General features: G+C 70.1%; 23 protein-coding genes. 7 read left to right on the top strand and 16 right to left on the bottom strand.

What is annotated here, in order from left to right; all coding sequences use genetic code 11:
* The first annotated feature begins 48 nt into the window (after positions 1–48).
* From HLA95_RS08420 to HLA95_RS08430, 3 genes are read left to right on the top strand one after another with little or no spacing between them, the layout of a single operon-like run.
* Positions 49–624 carry an NADPH-dependent FMN reductase gene (locus HLA95_RS08420; protein WP_191061636.1) on the top strand — a complete coding sequence of 192 codons (576 nt, stop codon included), beginning with the start codon at positions 49–51 and terminating at the stop codon, positions 622–624.
* A complete protein-coding gene (locus tag HLA95_RS08425) occupies positions 621–1556 on the top strand; it encodes an ABC transporter ATP-binding protein (protein ID WP_191061635.1) in 936 nt (311 codons plus the stop codon). Before HLA95_RS08420 ends, HLA95_RS08425 begins: the two co-directional genes overlap by 4 nt.
* Positions 1553–2314, top strand: coding sequence for an ABC transporter permease (locus HLA95_RS08430; protein WP_191061634.1), 762 nt, complete (start codon positions 1553–1555; stop codon positions 2312–2314). Before HLA95_RS08425 ends, HLA95_RS08430 begins: the two co-directional genes overlap by 4 nt.
* A 24-nt stretch (positions 2315–2338) precedes the next feature.
* On the opposite strand, the gene HLA95_RS08435 is transcribed toward HLA95_RS08430, so the two are convergent.
* The 12 genes from HLA95_RS08435 to HLA95_RS08490 all read right to left on the bottom strand — a co-directional run bounded on the left by HLA95_RS08435 (position 2339) and on the right by HLA95_RS08490 (position 14183).
* Positions 2339–3286, bottom strand: coding sequence for a LysM peptidoglycan-binding domain-containing M23 family metallopeptidase (locus HLA95_RS08435; protein WP_222182980.1), 948 nt, complete (start codon positions 3284–3286; stop codon positions 2339–2341).
* 64 nt (positions 3287–3350) lie between these two features.
* Positions 3351–4097 carry a 5'/3'-nucleotidase SurE gene (surE, locus tag HLA95_RS08440; protein WP_223861678.1) on the bottom strand — a complete coding sequence of 249 codons (747 nt, stop codon included), beginning with the start codon at positions 4095–4097 and terminating at the stop codon, positions 3351–3353.
* A gap of 22 nt (positions 4098–4119) precedes the next feature.
* Positions 4120–5391 carry a serine--tRNA ligase gene (gene serS / locus HLA95_RS08445; RefSeq protein ID WP_191061388.1) on the bottom strand — a complete coding sequence of 424 codons (1272 nt, stop codon included), beginning with the start codon at positions 5389–5391 and terminating at the stop codon, positions 4120–4122.
* Between the two features lie 118 nt (positions 5392–5509).
* Positions 5510–6325 carry a twin-arginine translocase subunit TatC gene (gene tatC, locus HLA95_RS08450; protein ID WP_191061387.1) on the bottom strand — a complete coding sequence of 272 codons (816 nt, stop codon included), beginning with the start codon at positions 6323–6325 and terminating at the stop codon, positions 5510–5512.
* Positions 6325–6906: a Sec-independent protein translocase protein TatB gene (gene tatB / locus HLA95_RS08455; protein ID WP_222182981.1), complete on the bottom strand. Its 582-nt coding sequence runs from the start codon at positions 6904–6906 to the stop codon at positions 6325–6327. Before tatB ends, tatC begins: the two co-directional genes overlap by 1 nt.
* 83 nt (positions 6907–6989) lie before the next feature.
* The gene (gene scpB / locus HLA95_RS08460; RefSeq protein ID WP_222182982.1) at positions 6990–7604 is read right to left on the bottom strand and encodes an SMC-Scp complex subunit ScpB; all 615 of its coding nucleotides are present in this window, start codon (positions 7602–7604) and stop codon (positions 6990–6992) included.
* On the bottom strand, positions 7601–8353 hold the full coding sequence (locus HLA95_RS08465) for a segregation and condensation protein A (RefSeq protein ID WP_191062053.1): 753 nt from the start codon (positions 8351–8353) through the stop codon (positions 7601–7603). The genes scpB and HLA95_RS08465 overlap by 4 nt, the downstream gene beginning before the upstream one ends.
* Positions 8350–9051, bottom strand: coding sequence for a site-2 protease family protein (locus tag HLA95_RS08470; RefSeq protein ID WP_222182983.1), 702 nt, complete (start codon positions 9049–9051; stop codon positions 8350–8352). Before HLA95_RS08470 ends, HLA95_RS08465 begins: the two co-directional genes overlap by 4 nt.
* A 10-nt stretch (positions 9052–9061) precedes the next feature.
* The gene (nagZ, locus tag HLA95_RS08475; RefSeq protein WP_222182984.1) at positions 9062–10072 is read right to left on the bottom strand and encodes a beta-N-acetylhexosaminidase; all 1011 of its coding nucleotides are present in this window, start codon (positions 10070–10072) and stop codon (positions 9062–9064) included.
* On the bottom strand, positions 10072–11166 hold the full coding sequence (locus HLA95_RS08480; RefSeq protein ID WP_222182985.1) for an SPOR domain-containing protein: 1095 nt from the start codon (positions 11164–11166) through the stop codon (positions 10072–10074). Before HLA95_RS08480 ends, nagZ begins: the two co-directional genes overlap by 1 nt.
* Before the next feature lie 57 nt (positions 11167–11223).
* Positions 11224–12972, bottom strand: a complete 1749-nt coding sequence (argS, locus tag HLA95_RS08485) for an arginine--tRNA ligase (protein ID WP_191058998.1) — start codon at positions 12970–12972, stop codon at positions 11224–11226.
* Positions 12969–14183 carry a deoxyguanosinetriphosphate triphosphohydrolase gene (locus tag HLA95_RS08490; RefSeq protein ID WP_306422257.1) on the bottom strand — a complete coding sequence of 405 codons (1215 nt, stop codon included), beginning with the start codon at positions 14181–14183 and terminating at the stop codon, positions 12969–12971. Before HLA95_RS08490 ends, argS begins: the two co-directional genes overlap by 4 nt.
* Positions 14184–14284: 101 nt before the next feature.
* On the opposite strand from HLA95_RS08490, the gene erpA reads away from it, so the two are divergent.
* The 3 genes from erpA (at position 14285) to HLA95_RS08505 (ending at position 16499) form a co-directional block, all read left to right on the top strand.
* Entirely contained in the window at positions 14285–14635 is a 351-nt protein-coding gene (gene erpA / locus HLA95_RS08495) for an iron-sulfur cluster insertion protein ErpA (protein WP_191059000.1), read from the top strand.
* Positions 14636–14669: 34 nt separating this feature from the next.
* On the top strand, positions 14670–15437 hold the full coding sequence (xth, locus tag HLA95_RS08500) for an exodeoxyribonuclease III (RefSeq protein ID WP_191059001.1): 768 nt from the start codon (positions 14670–14672) through the stop codon (positions 15435–15437).
* A gap of 93 nt (positions 15438–15530) precedes the next feature.
* Positions 15531–16499: an alpha/beta fold hydrolase gene (locus HLA95_RS08505; RefSeq protein ID WP_222182986.1), complete on the top strand. Its 969-nt coding sequence runs from the start codon at positions 15531–15533 to the stop codon at positions 16497–16499.
* 287 nt (positions 16500–16786) lie between these two features.
* Here the strand turns inward: HLA95_RS08505 and HLA95_RS08510 are convergent, their stop codons facing one another.
* From HLA95_RS08510 to HLA95_RS08520, 3 genes are all read right to left on the bottom strand, one after another.
* Complete coding sequence (locus HLA95_RS08510; RefSeq protein WP_191059003.1) at positions 16787–17119, bottom strand: four-helix bundle copper-binding protein; 333 nt, start codon at positions 17117–17119, stop codon at positions 16787–16789.
* Between the two features lie 70 nt (positions 17120–17189).
* Entirely contained in the window at positions 17190–17534 is a 345-nt protein-coding gene (locus HLA95_RS08515; RefSeq protein WP_191059004.1) for an antibiotic biosynthesis monooxygenase family protein, read from the bottom strand.
* Entirely contained in the window at positions 17531–18460 is a 930-nt protein-coding gene (locus tag HLA95_RS08520) for an alpha/beta fold hydrolase (protein ID WP_222182987.1), read from the bottom strand. Before HLA95_RS08520 ends, HLA95_RS08515 begins: the two co-directional genes overlap by 4 nt.
* Positions 18461–18630: 170 nt before the next feature.
* Between HLA95_RS08520 and HLA95_RS08525 the strand changes: the two genes are divergently transcribed.
* Positions 18631–19242 carry a CGNR zinc finger domain-containing protein gene (locus HLA95_RS08525; protein ID WP_191059005.1) on the top strand — a complete coding sequence of 204 codons (612 nt, stop codon included), beginning with the start codon at positions 18631–18633 and terminating at the stop codon, positions 19240–19242.
* 72 nt (positions 19243–19314) lie between these two features.
* On the opposite strand, the gene HLA95_RS08530 is transcribed toward HLA95_RS08525, so the two are convergent.
* Complete coding sequence (locus tag HLA95_RS08530) at positions 19315–20466, bottom strand: calcium-binding protein (RefSeq protein ID WP_191059006.1); 1152 nt, start codon at positions 20464–20466, stop codon at positions 19315–19317.
* Positions 20467–20475: the final 9 nt, after the last annotated feature.

Here is a 20475-nt window from a genome sequence, read left to right on the forward strand (position 1 = left end):
TTCTAGGAAGACGGCTCCCCGAAGCGCAACAGCATGGGAGCTTCCGACATGGACCCTCTCCGCACCGCCCTGATCCTGGGCAGCACCCGGGCTGGCCGGCTCTGCGACGAGGTCGCCGCCTGGACGGCCGGCGTCGCGGCAAGCCAGCCGGGCCTCACGATCGACCGGATCGACCCGCTGGAGCACGACCTGCCCTGCCGCCACGACGGGCACCGCCATCCCGGCCTCGTGGCATTGCGCCAGCGCCTGGCTCTGGCCGACGCCTTCCTGGTGGTGACGCCCGAGTACAACCACGGCTATCCCGCGGCCTTGAAGTTCCTGATCGATTCGGTGCAAGAGCCCTGGCATGCCAAGCCGGTCGGCTTCGTCTCCTATGGCGGGATCAGCGGCGGGATCCGGGCGGTGGAACAGCTCCGCCAGGTGTTCGCCAAGCTGCATGCGGTGACCTTGCGCAACGCCGTCAGCTTCGCCCATGCCTGGGAGCGCTTCACGCCGCCCGGCACCCTGCAGGACCCGGAGCCGGCCGAGGCGGCGCTGCAAGCGCTCCTGTGCCAGCTCGACTGGTGGGGACGCGCCCTGCGCCGGGCCCGGCAGGAGCGACCATATCGGGAGGTGCTGGGATGAACCCGGCGGATGCGATCATCCAGATAGAAGGGGTCGGCAAGACCTACGCGTCCGGCTTCCAGGCGCTGCAAGCCCTCGACCTCTCGATCCGCCGTGGCGAGATCTTCGCGCTGCTGGGGCCCAACGGCGCCGGCAAGACCACGCTGATCGGCATCGTCTGCGGCCTGGTCAAGCCGACGTCGGGCCGGGTCCTGGCCGATGGCCACGACATCCGGAAGGACTACCGCCGGGCCCGGGAGAAGATCGGCCTGGTGCCGCAGGAGCTCACCACCGACGTGTTCGAGAGCGTCTGGGCCACGGTCCGGTTCAGCCGCGGCCTGTTCGGCAAGGCGCCGGACGACGCCCATCTGGAGCGGGTCCTGCGCGCTTTGTCCTTGTGGGACAAGCGCGACAGCAAGATCGCGACGCTGTCGGGCGGAATGAAGCGCCGGGTGCTGATCGCCAAGGCGCTGGCCCACGAGCCGGAGATCCTGTTCCTGGACGAGCCGACCGCGGGCGTGGACGTGGAGCTGCGCCGCGAGATGTGGGCGCTGGTCCGCGGGCTGCGCGAGCAGGGCGTCACGGTCATCCTCACCACCCACTATATCGAGGAAGCCGAGGAGATGGCCGACCGGATCGGGGTGATCGACCGGGGCGAGCTCGTGCTGGTCGAGGACAAGGCGGTGCTGATGCAGCGCCTGGGCCAGCGCCAGCTCACTCTGTTCCTCCAGCGGCCGGTGGCGGCCCTGCCGCCCGAGCTCGCCGAGTACCGGCTGGACCTGGCGGCGGATGGCAGCCGGATCGTCTACCGCTTCGACGGCAAGGACGATCCGGGCACCATCCCCGGCCTGCTGCGCCGCCTCCTGGCCAGCGGCATCGACGTCAGGGACCTGCAGACCAGGCAGAGCTCGCTGGAGGAGATCTTCGTGGGCCTGGTGGGAGCGCGCCGATGAACCGTCATGCGATCTGGGCCATCTACCGGTTCGAGATGGCGCGTACCGGCCGCACGCTCCTGCAGAGCATCGCCGCCCCGGTGATCTCCACCTCGCTCTACTTCATCGTGTTCGGTGCGGCGATCGGCGCCCGGATGGAGCAGATCGACGGGGTCAGCTACGGTGCCTTCCTGGTGCCGGGCCTGATCATGCTGGCCGTGCTCACCGAGAGCATCTCCAACGCCTCGTTCGGCATCTACATGCCGCGCTATTCCGGCACGATCTACGAGGTCCTCTCCGCCCCCGTCTCCTTCGTCGAGATCGTGATTGGCTACGTAGGTGCTGCCGCCACCAAGTCGGTGATCCTGGGCTCGATCATGCTGCTCACCGCCCGGCTGTTCGTCGACTTCACCATCCTGCACCCGTTCTGGATGGCAGGCTTCCTGGTACTGACCTCGGTCACCTTCAGCCTGTTCGGCTTCATCATCGGCATCTGGGCGCAGGGCTTCGAGCGGCTGCAGATCGTGCCCACCATGATCGTGACGCCCTTGGCCTTCCTGGGCGGGAGCTTCTACTCGATCACCATGCTGCCGCCGTTCTGGCAGCAGGTCACCCTGTTCAACCCGGTGGTCTACCTGGTGAGCGGGTTTCGCTGGAGCTTCTACGGCAGCGCCGATGTCGCGGTCGCCATCAGCTTCGGCATGACCTGCCTGTTCCTCCTGGCCTGCCTCCTGGTGGTCTGGGCGATCTTCCGCACCGGCTACCGCCTGTGGCCCTGACCGGGCCGGCAAGGAGCGAGCCGCTCAGCGGCTCGCGACCTCCACCTCTTCGCCCTTGACCAGGTGGCGGCTCGGGTCGAGCGCACGCTTGCCCGAGCGCAGCTCGAAATGGAGCTGCGGCGTGTCGACATAGCCGGTCTGGCCGACCCGGCCGATGACCTGGCCGCGCGCCACCTGGTCGCCGACCGCGGTCAGGATGCTGTCCAGATGGGCATAGCCGGTGGTGTAGCCATCCGCGTGCCGGATCAGGATCATCCGCCCCCAGCCGGCGATCTCGTCGCTGGCATAGGACACTACGCCGTTCTCCGCGGCCAGCACCGGGCTGCCCAGCGGGGCCGCCAGGTTGATGCCGTCGTTCTGGCTGCCGTCCGCCTTCTTGCCGAACTGGCTGATCACCGTGCCGCTGGCCGGCCATAGGAAGCCGTCGCCGCTGAGGGCCCGCGGCTTCATCGCCGCGGCCCGCGCCATGGCACCGGGTGCGGTGACCGGCAGGGCCGCCACCTGCTCGGGCTCGGCCGCGGCGGCCGGCACGGGAACCGGTGCTGGGGGCGTGGCAGCGGGCGGGACCAGGGTCGCCACCTGGATCTCGCTGGGTGCCTCCTTGGGCGCCATCGGCGAGGTCGGGGTCGGCGACTGCCGGATCGCCGGGCGCTTCGCCCTGGCCGGCTCCGCCACGGGCGCCGGGCGGGCACCGCGCTGCGGGATGGTGAGGTTGCTGCCGAGCTGGATGACATAGGGCTTGCGCAGGCCGTTGGCCGAAGCCAGCTCCTGCAGCGTCACCCCGTAGCGCTCGGCGACCTTCGAGGCGGTGTCGCCGCGCATCACCTTGTGCAGCCTGGGCGGCCCCACATAGGCCTGTTTCTTCGCGAGCGCCCAGGTCTGCCCCGGTACCGGCTCGATCGGGCGCAGGTCGCTGCAGCCGGCGAGCAGGAGCGCCAGGGCCACCAGGAGCGGGGAGGAAGCACGTACCATTGGACTTGGATACGTCACGCGAAAGCCACGGTTCAAGCAGCGGCTTTCGGCAGTGCGGTAAGGTTCAGCTTTCCACCACCTGCCGAAGTGCGGCCATGCTCGGCATGTGGGTCATGTCCAGGTGGATGGGGGTCACCGAGATGAAGCCGTGGTTGGTGGCCTCCAGGTCGCTGCCCTCGCCCGGGTCCTGCTCGGCATGGGTGTCGCCGATCCAATAATAGGCCTCGCCGCGCGGGTCCTCGCGCTCGATGATCGCGTCGCCGATCTTGCGGGTACCCTGGACGGTCACCCGGACCCCCTGGATCGCCTCCACCTCGCGGTCGGGGAAGTTGACGTTGATCAGCACCTCGCGCGGCCAGCCGGCGGCCAGCAGCTTGCGGATCAGGTCCGGCGCGAAATGCTCGGCCGTGGCCCAGCGTGGCCCCTTGCCGAACTCCATCAGCGAGGAGAAGGCGATCGCCTTGGTCCGGCACAGCGTCGCCTCCATGGCGGCCGCGACCGTGCCGGAATAGGTGACGTCGTCGGCGAGGTTGCTGCCGTGGTTGATCCCGGACAGGACCAGGTCGACCTTCTTGCCCTCGATCAGCTTCTGCAGGCCCAGCATGACGCAGTCGGTGGGCGTGCCGTCCACGGCGAACTGCTTCTCGCCCAGGCGCCGCGCCCGCAGCGGCCGGCGGATCGTCAGCCCGTGGCCCACCCCCGACTGGTTGCTTTCCGGCGCCACGACCCAGACGTCGTCGGAGATCGCCTGGGCGATCTTCGTGAGCGTGCGGATGCCGGCAGCCTGGTAGCCGTCATCGTTGGTGACCATGATGCGCAAGGGGCAAGATCCTTCAAGCGACGGGCAGGAGGCGGTCCTGGCCGAAATAGCTGTGCAGCGCCGGCGGCAGGGTAACCGAGCCGTCGGCCTCCTGACCATTCTCCAGGATGGCGACGAGCGTGCGACCGACCGCCAGCCCGCTGCCGTTCAGCGTGTGGACGAAGCGCGGCTTCTCGCCGGGTGCTGGCCGGTAGCGGGCGTTCATCCGCCGGGCCTGGAAGTCCTGGCAGTTCGAGCAGGAGCTGATCTCACGATAGGTCCCCTGCCCCGGCAGCCAGACCTCGATGTCGTAGGTCTTGCTGGCGCCGAAGCCCGTGTCGCCGGCGCACAGCAGCATCACCCGGTAGGGCAGGCCCAGGCGCTTGAGCACCTCCTCGGCGCAGGCGGTCATCCGCTCGTGCTCGAGGGCCGACTGCTCGGGCGTGGTGATCGAGACGAGCTCGACCTTGTTGAACTGGTGCTGCCGGATCATGCCCTTGGTATCGCGCCCGGCCGAGCCGGCCTCGGAGCGGAAGCAGGGCGTGTGCGCGGTCATGCGCAGCGGCAGGTCGGCCGCGTCCAGGATCTCGCCGCCCACCGTGTTGGTCAGCGGCACCTCGGCGGTCGGGATCAGCCCCAGCCCGGTCGTGGTGAAGAACAGGTCGTCCGCGAACTTCGGCAGCTGGGTGGTGCCGAACAGCGCCTTCTCGCCCACCATGAGCGGCGGCGCCATTTCGGTGTAGCCGTGTTCGCCGGTCTGCAGGTCGAGCATGAAGGCGGCGAGTGCCCGCTCCAGCCGCGCCATCTGCCCGCGCAGCAGCACGAAGCGCGCCCCCGACAGCTTGGCCGCGGTGGCAAAGTCCATGCCGAGCCTTGCCCCCAGCTCGTCGTGGGCGAGCGGCTGGAAGTTGAACTGCCGGGGCTGGCCCACCCGGCGCAGCTCGACATTCGCCGTCTCGTCGGCACCTTCGGGCACGTCGGGCTGGAGAACGTTCGGATAGGTGGCGAGCTTCGCCTCCAGCTCGGCCGCCACCGCCGCGAGTCGTTCCTCGCCGGCCTTCACCGCGTCCTTGAGCTGGCCGAGCTCGGCCTGGAGCCCGTCGACCGGCTGGCCCTTGGCCCTGGCCTGCCCGAACTCGCGGGACAGGCGGTTGCGCGCGGACTGCGATTCCTGCAGCTCAGTCTCGATCCGGCGTCGCTCGGCATCCAGCGCCAGCACGTCGGCTGCCGCCGGTGCGGCACCGCGCCTTTGCAGGCTGGCATCGAACGCCGCCGAGTTTTCCCGCAGCCACTTCAGGTCGAACAAGGCTCTTTTGCCCTAGGTCAGATGCACCGGGGGTCTCTTATGCATCCGCCGCCCGGCAGGGAAGCCCGGATCGGCGGGAACCGGCCGCACCCGGCGGCCCGTGTCCCGCCAGGCACGCCTAGCTGGTCGTGGAGTCGTCCTCGGCCTCGGCGGCTTCCGCGGCCTCGGCAGCCAGCCGCTTCTTCTCGACCATCTTCACCGCGATGACCGAGATCTCGTAGAGAATGAGCAGCGGCACGGCGAGGCTGATCTGGCTGATCACGTCCGGCGGGGTGACGATCGCCGCCAGCACGAACACGCCGACGATCGCATAGCGCCGGTTCCGCACCAGCCCGGCCGAGCCGATGATCCCGACCCGGCCCAGGAGGGTGAGCAGCACCGGCAACTGGAAGGCCAGGCCGAAGGCGAACACCATCTTCATCACGAGGTCGAGATATTCTCCGACCCGCGCTTCCAGCTCGATCGGCAGCGCGCCGTCGCCGCCGCCGGTCTCGAAGCTCAGGAAGAAGTGGAACGCCAGCGGGAACACGAAATAATAGCAGAGCGCCGCACCCAGAAAGAACAGCACCGGCGTGGCCAGGAGGAATGGCAGGAAGGCCTGCTTCTCCTGCCGGTACAGGCCCGGTGCGATGAACATCCAGAGCTGGGTGGCGATCACCGGGAAGGCCAGCATCGCCCCGCCCCACATCGCCACCTTCAGGTAGGTGAAGAAGGCTTCGGTGAGGCCGGTATAGATCATCCGCCGGCCGGTCTGGTTGCCGTAGGCGATCTGCAGCGGATGGACCAGGAACTGGTAGATCTGCTCGGAGAAGGCGTAGCAGACCAGGAAACCGACGAACAACGCGCCCATCGACCACATCAGCCGGTTGCGCAGCTCGAGCAGGTGCTCCAGCAGCGGCATCTCGCGGTCGTCGATGTCCTTGATGAACGCCATCAGGCTTTCTCGGCAGGAGCGGACCCGGCAGAAGCGGGTTCGGCAGGGGCGGAAGCGGCCGGTGCGGGTACGGCGGGTGCCGGCCTGACGGATCCGGTCGCCGCCGCAGGAGCCGGCTCGGCAGGCTTGGCCGGCGCGGCCGGTGCCGTGCCGGCATCACCCCCGGCCGAGGTGCTGGCCACCGGCCCGAGCAGGGCGCCGGGCGCGGGTGATTCGGTCTTCGCCGTCGTGGCGGGCGGCTTCGGGTCCATCGCGCGGTTGATGTCGCTGGTGTCCAGCGCCTTGCCGAGCGTGCCGTCCGGATCCACCGACTTGGTGATCTGCTCGCGAATGCCGGCCGGGCTGATCTTGCCGACGCTGTCCTTCAGGTCCTGCAGGTCGGCCTCGCGCGCCATGTCGTCGACATGGCGCTGGAACTCGCGGGCCATCGCCCGCCCCTTGGCCACCCATTGCCCGAGCGTGCGCGCGAGACGCGGCAGGTCCTTGGGACCGACCACGACCAGGGCCACCACCAGGATGATGGCCATCTCCGTCCAGGCAAGATCGAACACGATGAGGTCACGCCTGCCGTCTTCGGGCAACCGGCGGTCCGGTTACCCCTCGATGAACGCACCGATAGACGAACCCGGAGGCACGGTCCAGCGGCCTCCGGAGGATAGCCTGATCACGATGAAACGGCAGCCCCGGAATCACCGTCGGGCGCATCCCCCTGCCCCTCTGCCGCGGGCTCGGCCGGCTCCTCGCCGGTGCGCTGCGCCATGACCACGAGGTCCGGCGCGTCCAGGTCGTCGGGCCGGGGCAGGTCGTCCAGGCTGGTCAGGCCGAACGCATCCAGGAAGGCCGGCGTGGTCGCCCAGGTCATCGGTCGGCCCGGCACCTCGCGCCGGCCGGCCGGTGCCACCCAGCCGGCATCCAGGAGCTGCTCGAGCGTACCCTGGGCCAGCGCCACGCCCCGGACCTGCTCGATTTCGCCCCTGGTCACCGGCTGCTTCCAGGCGATCACCGCCAGCGTCTCCATCACCGCGCGCGACGGCTTGCGCCGCTTCTCTTCGACCCTGGCCAGATAGGGCGCGATCTCCGGGTCGGTGCGCAGCGCCCAGTCCTGGCCGATCCGCTCCAGCCTGATGCCCCGGCCGCTATAGGCCAGCACCAGTTCGGGCAGGAGGTCGGCCACATGCAGGTCGCCCGGCAGATGGGCCTGGAGCACCGCCTCCGGCACCGGCTCCGCCCGGCTGAACAGCACCGCCTCCACGATCCGCAGGCCCAGCTCGCGGCTCATCGCGCTCCCCTCACCATGATCGGGCCGAATGGTTGCTGCTGCACCAGCTCGATCCGCCCCTGCCGGGCCAGTTCCAGGCTGGCGACCAAGCCGGACGCCAGCGCGGTGCGCCGGCCGAACCCCTCGGCGAGGTCGGGCGGCAACAGGCTTTCCAGCTCGCGCCAGGTCGTGCCGCTCACCATGGCCTCGAACCGCGCCATCGCCTGGTCGATCGACCAGGTGGGCGGTGGCGGGAAGCGCAGGATCACCGCCTTGCGCTTGCGCTTGAGGCCGGCATAGGCGGCGACCAGGTCGGTGAGCGAGGCGGTCGGCAGGTAGCGCGTTTCCAGCGCGAAGCTCTCCGCCACCCCGCGCACCAGCCGTTCCCGGCCGAGCCGCGGCCGCTCCTCCAGTGCCCGGGCCAGCGCCTTGGCCGCATCGAGGCGGCGCAGCCGTGCCTCCAGGTCCGAGGCCGCCTCCTCGATCTCGCCATCGGGCTCGGCTTTCGGCAGGAGCAGGCGTGACTTCAGCCAGAGCAGCCAGGCCGCCATCACCAGATAGTCGGCGGCGACCGTCAGCTCCCGGCGCTTGGCCCCCTGGAGATAGGCCACGAACTGGTCGACCAGTGCCACCAGGTCGAGGGTGCGCAGGTCGACCTTCTGCCGCCTGGCCAGGTCGAGCAGGAGGTCGAGCGGGCCCTGGAAACCGTCCAGGGCGACGGTGAACCCGTCCTCCTCCGGCTGGCCTGCGCTGCCCGCCACCTCGCTCATCCCAGCGGATCGCCCCAGCCGGTCAGGATATAGACCCAGCGGAACACGAACTCGACCGGCGGGCGCAGGATCGGGTCGATCAGGTTGATCTGCGTGCCCCAGATCGAGCCGAGCAGCGGGCCCAGGAACAGGATGGCCAGCAGGATCAAGAGGCCATAGCGCTCGGTCTTGGCGTGCTGCCAGGCGAGTGCGGGCGGCAGGATGGCGTTGAGCACCCGCCCGCCGTCCATCGGCAGGAGCGGGAACATGTTGAACACGGCCAGCACGACGTTGACGTTGACGAATGCGTCCAGGTTGCCGGTGATCCACTCGCCCAGCGCCCCGTCGATGTTCACCGCGCCATGGCGGGCGATCGCCGCGGCGATCGCCAGCACGATGTTGATCCCGGGCCCGGCCAGCGCCACCAGCGCCATGTCGCGGCGTGGATGGTGCAGGTAGCCGAACCGGACCGGCACGGGCTTGGCCCAGCCGAACAGGAACGGGCTGCCCGAAAGCAGCAGGATGCCCGGCAGCACCAGCGTGCCGACCGGGTCGACATGGACGATCGGGTTCAGGCTGACCCGGCCCAGCTGGCGTGCGGTCGGGTCGCCCAGCTTGTCGGCGACCAGCGCATGGGCCGCCTCGTGCATGGTGATCGCGAGCACGAGCGGGATCAGATAGATCGATAGGATATGGGCCTGCGCCCCCAGATCGGCCAAGTCGGTTCCTTCAGGCGACGAGCTGCGTCGCGCGCAGATGATGCTCGGCGGCAGCCAGGTCGACCGGTCCCTGCCCGGTGCCGCGGAAGGCCAGGGCACGGGCATGGCGCAGCGCCGCCAGGCCCTCCAGCTCCGGCAGGGCGGCGGCCAGGGCCTGCGCATCCTCGATCCGCCCGCTGCACGCCAGCGCCAGGTCACAGCCGGCCGCCAGGCAGGCGGTCGCCCGGCCGACCAGGTCGCCGCTCAGCGCACCCATGCCGAGATCGTCGGAGAGCAGCAGCCCGCCGAAGCCGATCTGGCCGCGGATCACCCCCTCGATGATCGGCCGGGACAGGGTGGCCGGCCGGTCCGGGTCCAGGGCCGGGAACACGATATGGGCGGTCATGCCGATCGGCAGGTCGGCGAGCGTGCGGAACGGCACGAAGTCACGCGCCGCCAGCTCATCGGGGCCGGCCGTCACCACCGGCAGCCCGACATGGCTGTCGACCTGGGCACGGCCATGGCCCGGCAGATGCTTGATCACCGGCAGCACGCCGGTGTCCAGCAGCCCGTCGGCCAGCGCCCGGCCGAGCTCGGCCACCACGAACGGATCACTGGAAAAGGCGCGGCTGCCGATCGCCTCGGTGAGCCCGGGCGCCGCCACGTCCAGCACCGGCGCACAGGCCACGTCGATGCCGGCTTCCGCCAGATCGCAGCCGATCAGGTGGCCCACGGCCAGCGCGGCCTGCACCGCCTGGTCGGGCTGCCGGGCGAACAGGGCACCCAGCGCCGCCATGGCCGGCAGGCTGCGCCAGACCGGCGGGCACAGCCGCATGACCCGCCCGCCCTCCTGGTCGACCAGGATCATCGGCACCGCCGGTGCGGCCGCCGCCCGGATATCGTCGGTGAGGGCGCGGAGCTGCGCCCGGTCGGCGACGTTGCGCGCGAACAGGATCACCCCCGCCGGCGGCGTCTGTGCCAGCAGGCGCCGCTCCGCCGGTGTCAGCGCGGTGCCCTCGATGCCGATCACCGCGGCCAGCATCAGCGGACCACCAGGCAGTCGCTGCCGGCACTTTTCAGTGCCTCGCAGGCGGCCTGCGCCTCCGCCCGGCTGGCGAAGCCTTCGAGCTGGGCACGGTAATAGGTGGCGCCCCTCACCTCCGCCTGGGTGATCACCCGGCGCTTGCCCGTGAACACGTCGGGATGCTTCTGCGCCGCCCGGTCCCAGGCGACGTTGGCGTCCGCCTCGCTGCGCAGGGAGGCGACCTGGATGCGCACCCCGCTGCGCGCGGCCGGCTGGGCCGGCTGGGCCGGCTCCGGTGCCGGGGGTGCCGTCGCCACCACGGTCGGCGGGGCGGGCGGCGGTGTGGCGGGCGCTGCCGGTGCCGGCGGCGGCACGGGCGTGGTGTCGACCACTGCCGGCGGTTCGGCCGGCGGGACCACCGGCATCGGCCCGGCATCGACGGTCGGCGCGGGCGCTGCGCTCGGCGCAGGGGCGGCCGGCGGTGCTGCACGCGGTGCCGCCAACGGCTCCGGTGCGGGGGCCGACGGCAGCGGTGCGGTGACCAGCGGTGCCGTGGCCGAGGGCTCGGGTGCCACCGCCACCACGGAGGGCGGCGCCGGCTCGCCCGCGGCCGGCTCGGGCGCCGTCGCGTCCTCCTCGGGCGGGATGATGTCGCCGATCGAGACCAGCGGCGGTGCCCCTGCCGTCTGGGGGGGTGCTTCCATCGCCGGGTCGCTCACCCCGGCCGAGGGCGGCAGCTCCTCCTCCACCGGCCGGGCCGGCGGCTGGCTGGCCACTTCCGGGCCGACCTGCGGCTGGCTGTCCGCCCGGTTCCCGTCCGGGTCGAGCGCCTCGGCGATCGCCGTGTTGTCGTTGCGCAGGTCCATGCCGCCGGGATCGTCGGGCCGCTGCTTGACCGGCTCGTCGGGGGCCGCCACCAGCACCGGCGTGCCGTCCCCGGCATTGTCCTGCCAGGACAGCCACACGATCGCGCCGAACGCGAAGAACACCACCAGCACCAGGATCCGGAGCCACCAGCGGGTCGGCTGCTCGTCCGGCAGGGGCTCCTCCAGGTCGACCACCGCCCGGTTCCTCAGGGCCTTCTGCGCGGCGTCGAACGATTCGTCGGACATTGCAGCCATGCTCTCTCAAGAAGATTTGCGCTGACGGGTCGGCGCCGAACGAGGGTTTCAGCGCAGCTCGTCGACCGGCGTCACCCCCAATATGTCCAGACCGGCCGCGATGGCGGTGCGCGCCGCCTCCAGCATCGCCAGCCGCGCCCGCGAGCGCTCCGGCTCCGCCTCGACGAGAAAACGCAGACTCTCGTCCTCCGAGCCCTTCGTCCAGAGCCCATGGAGCTCCGCGGCGAGTTCCATCAACCAGAAGGCGATCCGGTGTGGCTCGGCATGCACGGCCGCACCCTCCAGCACCCGCGGCAGCAGGGCCGCCCGCTTGAGCAGGTCGAGCTCGGCCGGATGGGTCAGCAGCGCCAGGTCAGCCCGGTCCAGGTCCTGGGTCAGCTCGCCCAGCCCCCGCTGCTCCGCCTGGCGGAACACCGAGCGCACCCGGGCATGGGCGTACTGGACATAGAACACCGGGTTGTCGCGCGACTGCTCGACCACCTTGGAAAGATCGAAGTCGAGCGGCGCGTCGTTCTTTCGCGTGAGCAGCATGAACCGCATCACGTCCTTGCCGACCTCGTCGACCACGTCGCGCATGGTCACGATCCGGCCGGCCCGCTTGCTCATCTTGAGCGGCTTGCCCTCGTCCATCAGGCTGACGAGCTGGCAGAGCCGCACCTCGAGCTGGACCTGGTCCTGCGAGAGCGCCTTCACCGCCGCCTTCAGCCGCTTGACGTAGCCGCCATGGTCGGCACCCAGCACGTCGATCAGCCACTGATGGCCGCGCTGCAGCTTGCTGAAATGGCAGCCCAGGTCCGCCGCGAAATAGGTCCAGGCCCCGTTGGAGCGCTTGAGCGGCCGGTCCACGTCGTCGCCGAACGCGGTGGCGCGGAACAGGAGCTGCGGCCGCGGCTCCCAGTCCTCGGCTGGCTTGCCCTTGGGCGGCGGCAGCTCGCCCACATAGAGCAGGCCCAGCTCCTCCAGCCGCTGGAGCGCGGCATCCATGGTGCCGTCCTCGATCAGCGAGCGCTCGGACAGGAACAGGTCGTGGTGGACGCCCAGTGCCGCCAGGTCGTCCTTGATCACCTGGAGCTGCGCCTCGACCGCGAACCGCTTGAGCGGGTCCAGCCACTCCTCCTCGGGCTTGCCCAGCCAGCGGTCGCCGTCGCGGGCCGCCAGCGCCTCGGCGGTCCGGACCAGATAGAGGCCGGGATAGAAGCCCTCCGGCATCTCGCCGATGTCCTCGCCCAGCGCCTCGCGGTAGCGCAGGTGCAGGGAACGGGCGAGCGTCTCCACCTGGGCGCCCGCGTCGTTGACGTAGTACTCGCGGGTGACCCCATAGCCGACCCGCTCGAGGATCGAGGCCAGGGCGTCGCCGAACACCGTGCCGCGGGCATGGCCCACATGGAGCGGCCCGGTCGGGTTGGCCGAGCAGTACTCGACGTTGACCTTTTGCCCCTGCCCCAGGTCGATCCGGCCGAACTCGGTGCCGGCCGCGCGGATCGCCGGGATCACCGCCTGCCAGAAGGCCGGGCGCATCCGCATGTTGACGAAGCCCGGCGGTGCCACCGCCACGTCCCGGAAATCCGCGCGCCCTTCCAGCCGCTCCGCCAGGGCCTGGGCGATGTCGAGCGGCTTCATCCGCGCGGGCTTCGCCAGCATCAGGGCGATCGAGCAGGCCACGTCGCCATGCGCCGGATCCTTGGGCAGCTCCACGGCGACCCTGGTCAGGTCCAGGCCGGCCGGCAGGCGGCCGTCCGCCACGAGCTGGTCCAGGGCAGAGCGGATCTCGGTTTCGATGAGGGCGAACGGGTTCATGGTCGGGTACGGGCAATCCTGAAAAGACGGTCGTGCTCGTCGAGCGCGAATCGGTCGGTCATTCCGGCGACGTAGTCACGCACCGCCTCGGCACATGCCTGCGAGCCGGCCGCCCCGGCCCGGCTGCGCCATTCCTCCGGGAGGCATTCGGGTGCTTCGAAGAAGGTCTCGAACAGTGCTCGCAGGATCTGCTTGGCGCGCCGCGTCATCCGGTTGACCGTGTAGTGTTGCCAGACCCGGTCGCGCAAGAAGGTCCTGAGCTGCACCACCGCCTCGTGCATGGCAGGCGAGAAGGCGACGCAGGGCCGATCCGCCAGGGCCACGGCGTCGGGCGAGCCCGGGTGCAGCGCGGCCAGACGCTCCCTGGTCTCGGCCAGCAGGTCGCGGACCATCCGGTCGATCAGGCGGCGCTGGATCTCGCCGGCCAGCTGGCCCCGCTCCAGGCCCGGCCACAGGGCGGTCACCTCGTCCACCACCGGCGCTGCCAGCGGCACGGTGCGCAGCTCGTCCGGGCGAAAGAAGCCGGCGCGCAGCCCGTCGTCGACGTCATGGCTGCAATAGGCGATGTCGTCGGCAAGGGCCGCGATCTGCGCCTCTACCGACGGTTGCAGGTGCAGGCGCAGGTCCTGCCTGCGGTGCCACTCCGCGATCGGCGCCGGCACGTTCCCCTTGAGCGGGCCGTTGTGCTTGACCACGCCCTCCAGCGTTTCCGCCGTCAGGTTCAGCCCGTCGAACCCGCCATAGCGCCGCTCCAACCGGGTCAGGATCCGGAAGGTCTGGAGGTTGTGGTCGAACCCGCCGAACCCCTGCAGGCAGGCGTCCAGCGCCTCCTCGCCGGCATGGCCGAACGGGCTGTGGCCGAGATCGTGGGCCAGCGCGATCGCCTCGGTCAAATCCTCGTCGACCTGGAGGGCGCGGGCGATCGTGCGGCCGATCTGGCTTACTTCCAGCGTGTGGGTGAGCCGGGTGCGGAAATGGTCGCCGTCCAGGGCGGCGAAGACCTGGGTCTTGGCCTCCAGGCGGCGGAACGCGGTGGCATGCACGATCCGGTCGCGGTCGCGCTGCCAGGGCGAGCGCGGCGCGCTGTCCGGCTCTGGCACCAGCCGGCCGCGGCTCGTGGCGGGATCCGCGGCGAACGGGGCACGCGGGGAAAATTCGACGGGCAGAGGTGCGGAAATGACAGCCTCCCGGGCGCTGGCCTGGTTTGACAATACACGGCCGCTGCCTACTTTGGGATGTGCAGGCTTCATCGGCACCGACCTCGTGATCCGGCCGGCCGATGAGGCGGCGGATCGATCATCAAGGGCAACCCATGTCGCAAGCGAACCCGCGGCCCGACCCGTTCCAGGTCTCCGACAGCGCCGCCCGCCGCATCCGCGCCATCCTGGAGCGCGAGGGCATGGATGACGGCCATCTGCGCGTCGGGGTCTCCGGCGGCGGCTGCTCCGGCTTCAAGTACGAATTCGAGCTCGGCACGGAAAACGAGCCGGACGACATCGCCATCGAGAAGCAGGGTGCCAAGGTGGTCATCGACGGCATGTCGCTGCTCTACCTGATCGGCTCGGAGCTGGACTTCGTCGAGGACCTGAACGGCTCCTATTTCCAGGTGAAGAACCCGAACGCCAAGTCGTCCTGCGGCTGCGGCACCAGCTTCGCGATGTGAGCCCTGGCGGCTCGTTCCCTGCTGTGAGTTCCCGATGAAGCTGGTCGCCTGGAACGTGAACGGCGTGCGCGCGCGCCTGGACGCCCTCTTGGGCTGGATCGACACCGAGGCGCCGGACGTCCTGCTCCTGCAGGAGACCAAGGTCACCGACGACAAGTTCCCCCGCGCGTCCTTCGAGGAGCGCGGCTACCATCTGGCGCTGTGGGGCTCGGCCCCGCTCAACGGCGTGGCGATCCTGGCCAAGCAGGAGCCGCAGGACGTGGTGCGCGGCCTGCCCGGCGAGGAGGGCGACACCATGGCTCGCTGGATCGAGGCCACGGTCGGCCCGTTCCGGGTAGCTTCGCTCTATCTGCCGAACGGCACCTCGGTGGGCTCGGATGCGTTCGCCTACAAGCTGCGCTATTTCGACCGGATCGGCGCCCGCATGACCGCGCTTGCCGAGGACGGCACGCCCGTGATCGTCGGCGGCGACTGGAACGTGGCGCCGGAAGCCTGCGACGTCCACGACCCCGCCTCCTGGGACGGCTCGATCTGCTACCATCCCGACGAGCGCGCCGCCTGGCGCCGGATGGTCAACCGGGGCTTCTACGATGCCTATCGCTGGCTGAACCCGGCCGGCGAGGACTATTCCTGGTGGCACTACCAGGCCCGCTCCTTCGAGCTCGGCCACGGCCTCCGGATCGACCACTTCCTCCTGTCGCCCCGGGCGATGGACCGGGCGACCGCCTGCCGCATCGATCCGACCCCTCGGGCGGCAAAGACCGCCTCCGACCACGCGCCGTTGATCCTCGACGTCGAGTGAACCTCAGAACGCCCGGCAGAATGTCGTGGCCCGCTGGAACGTATGGATCTCCCTAGGGTTCGGACTTCAGCTCCGTTCCTGATGGAGGACGGCTTGCGAGCTACCCATACCCGGCGAGTTCGCTGGCTTCTGGTCGGCGCGGCGGCACTGGCCGTAGCCATCTACGCCTGCCGCCCGCGCGCGGCACTCGCGACCGAGCGAAACGATGCAGCGCCCGAGCAGGACAGAACCGCCGTCGTCGGCGGCATCCGCATGCGGTGGGAGGAGCATGGGCCGGCGGAGGGTCGTCCGGTCGTCCTGGTGCATGGCCTGCCCACCAACCCTCGCGCCTGGCGCTATGTCGTGCCGCGCATTGCCGGGCCGGACACTCGCTGCCTGGCCTGGGAGCTCGTAGGCTTCGGCGAGTCCTTCCGGGAAGGGTTCGGGCGGGATCTATCGATCCCGGCACAGGCGGCGCATCTGCGGGCCTGGCTCGACCATCTGGGAATCGGTCAGGCCGTCTTCGTGGGCCATGACTACGGAGGCGGCGTCATCCAGCAGCTCGCGGTAAGCGATCCCGGGCGGTTCGCCGGGGTGGTACTGAGCGACAGTGTTGCCTTCGACAACTGGCCGGTAGCGGGCGTGCGTGTGGCCAGGGCGATGCGGGGACTGGTCCCGCATCTGCCCGGCTTCGCTGCGCGAGCCCTGTTCCAGGCCGCTCTCGCCAATCTGGGTCACGCTGATCCTCAGGTGGGGGCAGTATCATCGGATCTGTTCTGGCGGCCCTATGCGCGCAAGGATGGTCTGCGAGCCTTTGCACATCAGCTCGGCTTCTTCGACAACCGTGACACGCAGCGGATCGGGGCGGCGCTCCGGCCGCTCGGCTGCCCGAGCCTGGTAGTCTGGGGCGAGCGGGATCCCTTGGGTCTGCCCTCGGCGCAGGAGTTGGCCCGAAGGCTCGGCGCAGGGCTACGGGTCATCCCAGGTGCGTATCATTTCACCATCGAGGATCACCCGGACAGGATCGCCGAGGCGATCCACGAGGTTCTCGGGCACGCCCGGCAGCACCATCGCGGCACGTAGCTTCAGCAGACGCTCCACCATCCGGCAGCGTGGCACATCATAAGCCTTCCGCGTGAAGGGCCGTTGCCGGAGTCGTCCCACCGTTGCCGAATAGGCGGAACGGCGTCGGCCCGTTCCCGGGACACGGCCGTCGTGGACGCCGCCCGTCGGTGATGATGTGCGCTTCGAGCCGCGCCGCCCCCGGTCCGCTGGGGTTGGGGCCGGTCTTCTCACCCCTCTTGGCCGCCACGGATGCGCTATTGAGACACGCGCGGCGCCACCTCCGTTCCGGGTTCTGGGAGGCGCGCTCAGGCCGCCATCTTCCGGCAGCTCTCGGCACAGCGCCTGCAGGCTTCGACGCACTCATCCATCTCGCCGATCCTGGCGCAATCCTCCGCGCACTCCGTGCAGATCTCGGCGCATTCGCGGCAGGTATGCTTGTGGTGCTCCGTGCCGATCAGCATGAAGTGCGCCGACGCCCGGCAAATCTCCGCGCAGGCCATCATCAGCTTGAAGTGCTTCGGCTCGGTATGCTTGCCGCCCACCTCCAGGCAGTGGCCCATCGCCGTCGACAGGCAGGTCTGGTAGCAGGACAGGCACGCCTCGATGCACGACTTCATTTCCGGCGTCAGGTGCTGCATGGCGATTCTCCGCTGGCTGCCGCTCACCTGCGGAGAACGCGCACGCTCCATCCATGTTCCCTGCCGGGCCTTACGCCAAGGCCCCGCCCGTCCGGCCATGCGCAAAGCGGATCTGGAGGATCTGCACGTCCTTCGGCAGCTCGATCAGGAACTCGGGGTCGCGCTCCAGGTGATGGATCCGCCTGGGATCGCTCCCGGCAAAGCGCGCCATCGCCTCCACGCTTTCCCAATAGGAGATGGTGACGAACTCGGTCTCGCCCGGCCGGTCCTCGCGCAGCGACTGCACGCCCATCGCCTTCTCGATCAGCGGCTTGATGCCGTGCTCGAACAGATAGGCCTCGTACTCGTCGGCCCGCGTGGCCGGCACCCTCCCCCGCCAGATCCGTGCAATGGCGGGGCCACTTGCGTCGCTCATGTCCGGTCTCCCGCATGGTGGCGTTCCAGGAAGCGGCGTGCCAGTGCCGCGACCTCGTCCAGATTGGTCTCCAGCAGCCAGTGGCCGCCATCCAGGAGATGCAGCTCGGCCTCCGGCAGGTCGCGCAGATAGGCCCGCGCCGCCCCTTCCGGCATGTAGCCGTCCTGCGGCCCCCAGACGATCAGGGCCGGCGGGCGGTGCTCGCGCAGATAGGCCTGGTAGCGCGGAAACCATTGGAGGTTCTCCCGCAGGCCCTCCATCAGCCCGACCATCACCTCGCGGCGCACCGGATGGTCGAGCTGCGCCCAGGCGAGCTGCCAGAGGTCCGGGCTGATGCGGGCGGCGACGTCCGGCCGGACATCGTTCAGGAACTCCTCCCGGAAGCCCGCCTCACCCACCGCCTCTGCCAGCTTGCGCCGCCCTTCGCCCGAAGGTGCCGTGAAATAGGCCTTCAGCCCGTCATATTTGGGTCCGAGCTGGTCTTCGTAGATGTCGCCGTTCTGGATGATCAGCGCCGCGATCAGCCCGGGCCGCCGGATCGCCAGCCGGAGCCCGATCTGCGAGCCATAGTCGTGCAGGTAGAGGGCTGCGCGCCCCAGCCCCAGCGTCTGGGCGAACCGGTCCAGGAAGCCGGCATAGCCGTCGAACGTGTAGGCAAACTCCGCCGGGTCCGGCGTGGCGCTGTGGCCGAAGCCCGGAAAGTCCGGGGCGACCAGCCGCCAGCGGTCGGCGAGGGCCGGCATGAGCTGACGGTACTGGAAGGACGAGCATGGATAGCCATGCGGCAGCAGGACCACCGGCCCGTCCGCCGGACCCGCTTCCCGGTAGAAGGTCCGGATGCCGTCGACCGTGACGAACCGGTGCCGCACCGCCCGGTCGGCGGCGTCGCTCCGATGCTGCCCGTCCCGTTCTTGCTGGAAGTGCAAGCTGCGTCTCCTCGAGGTTCCACGCGGGCCGGCCGCGTCGTTGCTCTTCGGACACCCGCCTCCAAGCGGGCGATGATGAGGTCAGGGGGAACCCGATGTCCCCGCACCTGATAACCTATCAATAGCGTTTAGCCGGTTACGTTCCATCGTGACCGCAGATGGAGACCGAGTTGAACCGATCGCGTGCAGGCAGCCTGGCACTGGTGGGTGGCGTGCTGGCCCTGGATTTCGCCAACACGGCCGGCGGCCGCGACCTGCCGGAGCCGATCGAGCACCTCCAGGCGCCCCGCCACCTCCTGGACTGGTCGGTCCACGCCTCGGTCCTGCCGCCGGAACTGGCCAAGGCACTCGACGGCACCATGGATGCCGACCAGAAGGCGGCACAGGCCCTGCTGGCAGCGGCACTGGACCTGCGGGAAGCCATCCACCGCGTCGGGAGCGCCATCGCGGGGCACCGCGCCCCGGCCGCCCCGGATCTCGCTACGCTCCGGCAGGCCGCCGCCGCAGCGCTGGCAGAAGCCCAGCTCGCACCCGACGAGGACGGCCGGTGCAGCCTGCACTTTGCCCCAACACCGGCCACCGCCGCCATTCTCGGCCCAATCGCCTGGTCCGCCCTGGACCTGCTCCGCCACGGCGACCTCACCCGCCTCAAGCAGTGCCCGGCGGCCGATTGCGGCTGGCTGTTCCTCGACACCACCAGGAACAATTCGCGGCGCTGGTGCGACATGGCCACCTGCGGCAACCGCACCAAGGCCCGGCGCCACCGGCAGGGCGCTGCCTGACCCGGGGGGACAAAAACAAGAAAGCCCCGACCGCCTGCGCGGCCGGGGCTCCCGGTCGAGCCGGAACCCGGTTCAGCCGAACCAGCTCGCGTCGACGCCGGTCACACCGGTGAGCGTCAGGCTGTGGCCCTGGCCGAGGTTCAGCACGGTGCTGCCATCCACCACGGTCGCACTCGCGATCGCGTTCTCGACCGTGTTACCGGTCCCGCGCAGCAGGATCTGGTCGCTGCCGGCCGTGAAGTCGGTGATCGTATCCTGGTCGCCCGCCGCCAGCAGGATGGTGAAGCGGTCGGCCCCGGCGCCGCCGGTGAGCTGGTCGTTGCCCGCCTGGCCCAGCAGCTCGTCGGCACCCTCGCCGCCATCCAGGACATCGTCGCCCGCACCACCGGTCAGCCGGTCGTCGCCGGCCCCGCCGGTGAGCGTGTCGATGCCGTCCTTGCCATCCAGCGTGTCGTTGCCCTCCCCGCCGTCGACCGTGTCATTGCCGAGCCCGCCGAACAGGCCGTCGTCCCCGGCATCGCCGTTCAGCAGGTCGTCGCCCGCGGCACCGAAGAACCGGTCGTTGCCGTCGCCGGCATGGATGGTGTCGTTGCCGGCTCCGCCCGTGCCGAGATCGTCGCCGGTATTGGCGACGATGCTCAGGCTGCCGCCATAGATCGTGTCGTCGCCCGCACCGCCGTCGATGCTGTCGTCGCCGAACTCGCCGAAGATCTGGTCGTTGCCGTCTCCGGTGAAGATCCGGTCGGCCGCCCCGACGGTGGGATCGACATTGGGCGCGTCGCGGTCGCCCCAGGCGAGGTCGTCGCCGGTGCCGCCCGAGATGATGTCGCTGCCGTTGCCGCCATAGGCCCGGTCGTTGCCGGCACCGCCCAGGATGACGTCGTCGCGCTCGCCGCCGAACAGCCGGTCCAGCCCGTCGCCACCGCGCAGGATGTCGTCGCCATTATTGCCGAACAGGTCGTCGTTGCCGGCCTGGCCTTCGATCGTGTCGTTGCCGGCGGCACCGTACATGCCCTCGTCATTGCCGACGCCGCCGAAGATCAGGTCGTCGCCGTCCTCGCCGTTCAGCATGAGGTCGTCGCCCGCCTCGCCGAACAGGCGGTCGTCGCCCGCCCCGCCGAAGATCCGGTCGTTGCCGTTCATGGCATGGATCTCGTCCGCCTCGGCCGTGCCGGGAATGGGCGGATCCTTGTCGTCGCCAGGTGTACCGAAGATGAGCGCCATGAGCATTCC

The organism is Geminicoccus harenae (genome assembly GCF_019800005.1).
Lineage (GTDB): Bacteria > Pseudomonadota > Alphaproteobacteria > Geminicoccales > Geminicoccaceae > Geminicoccus > Geminicoccus harenae.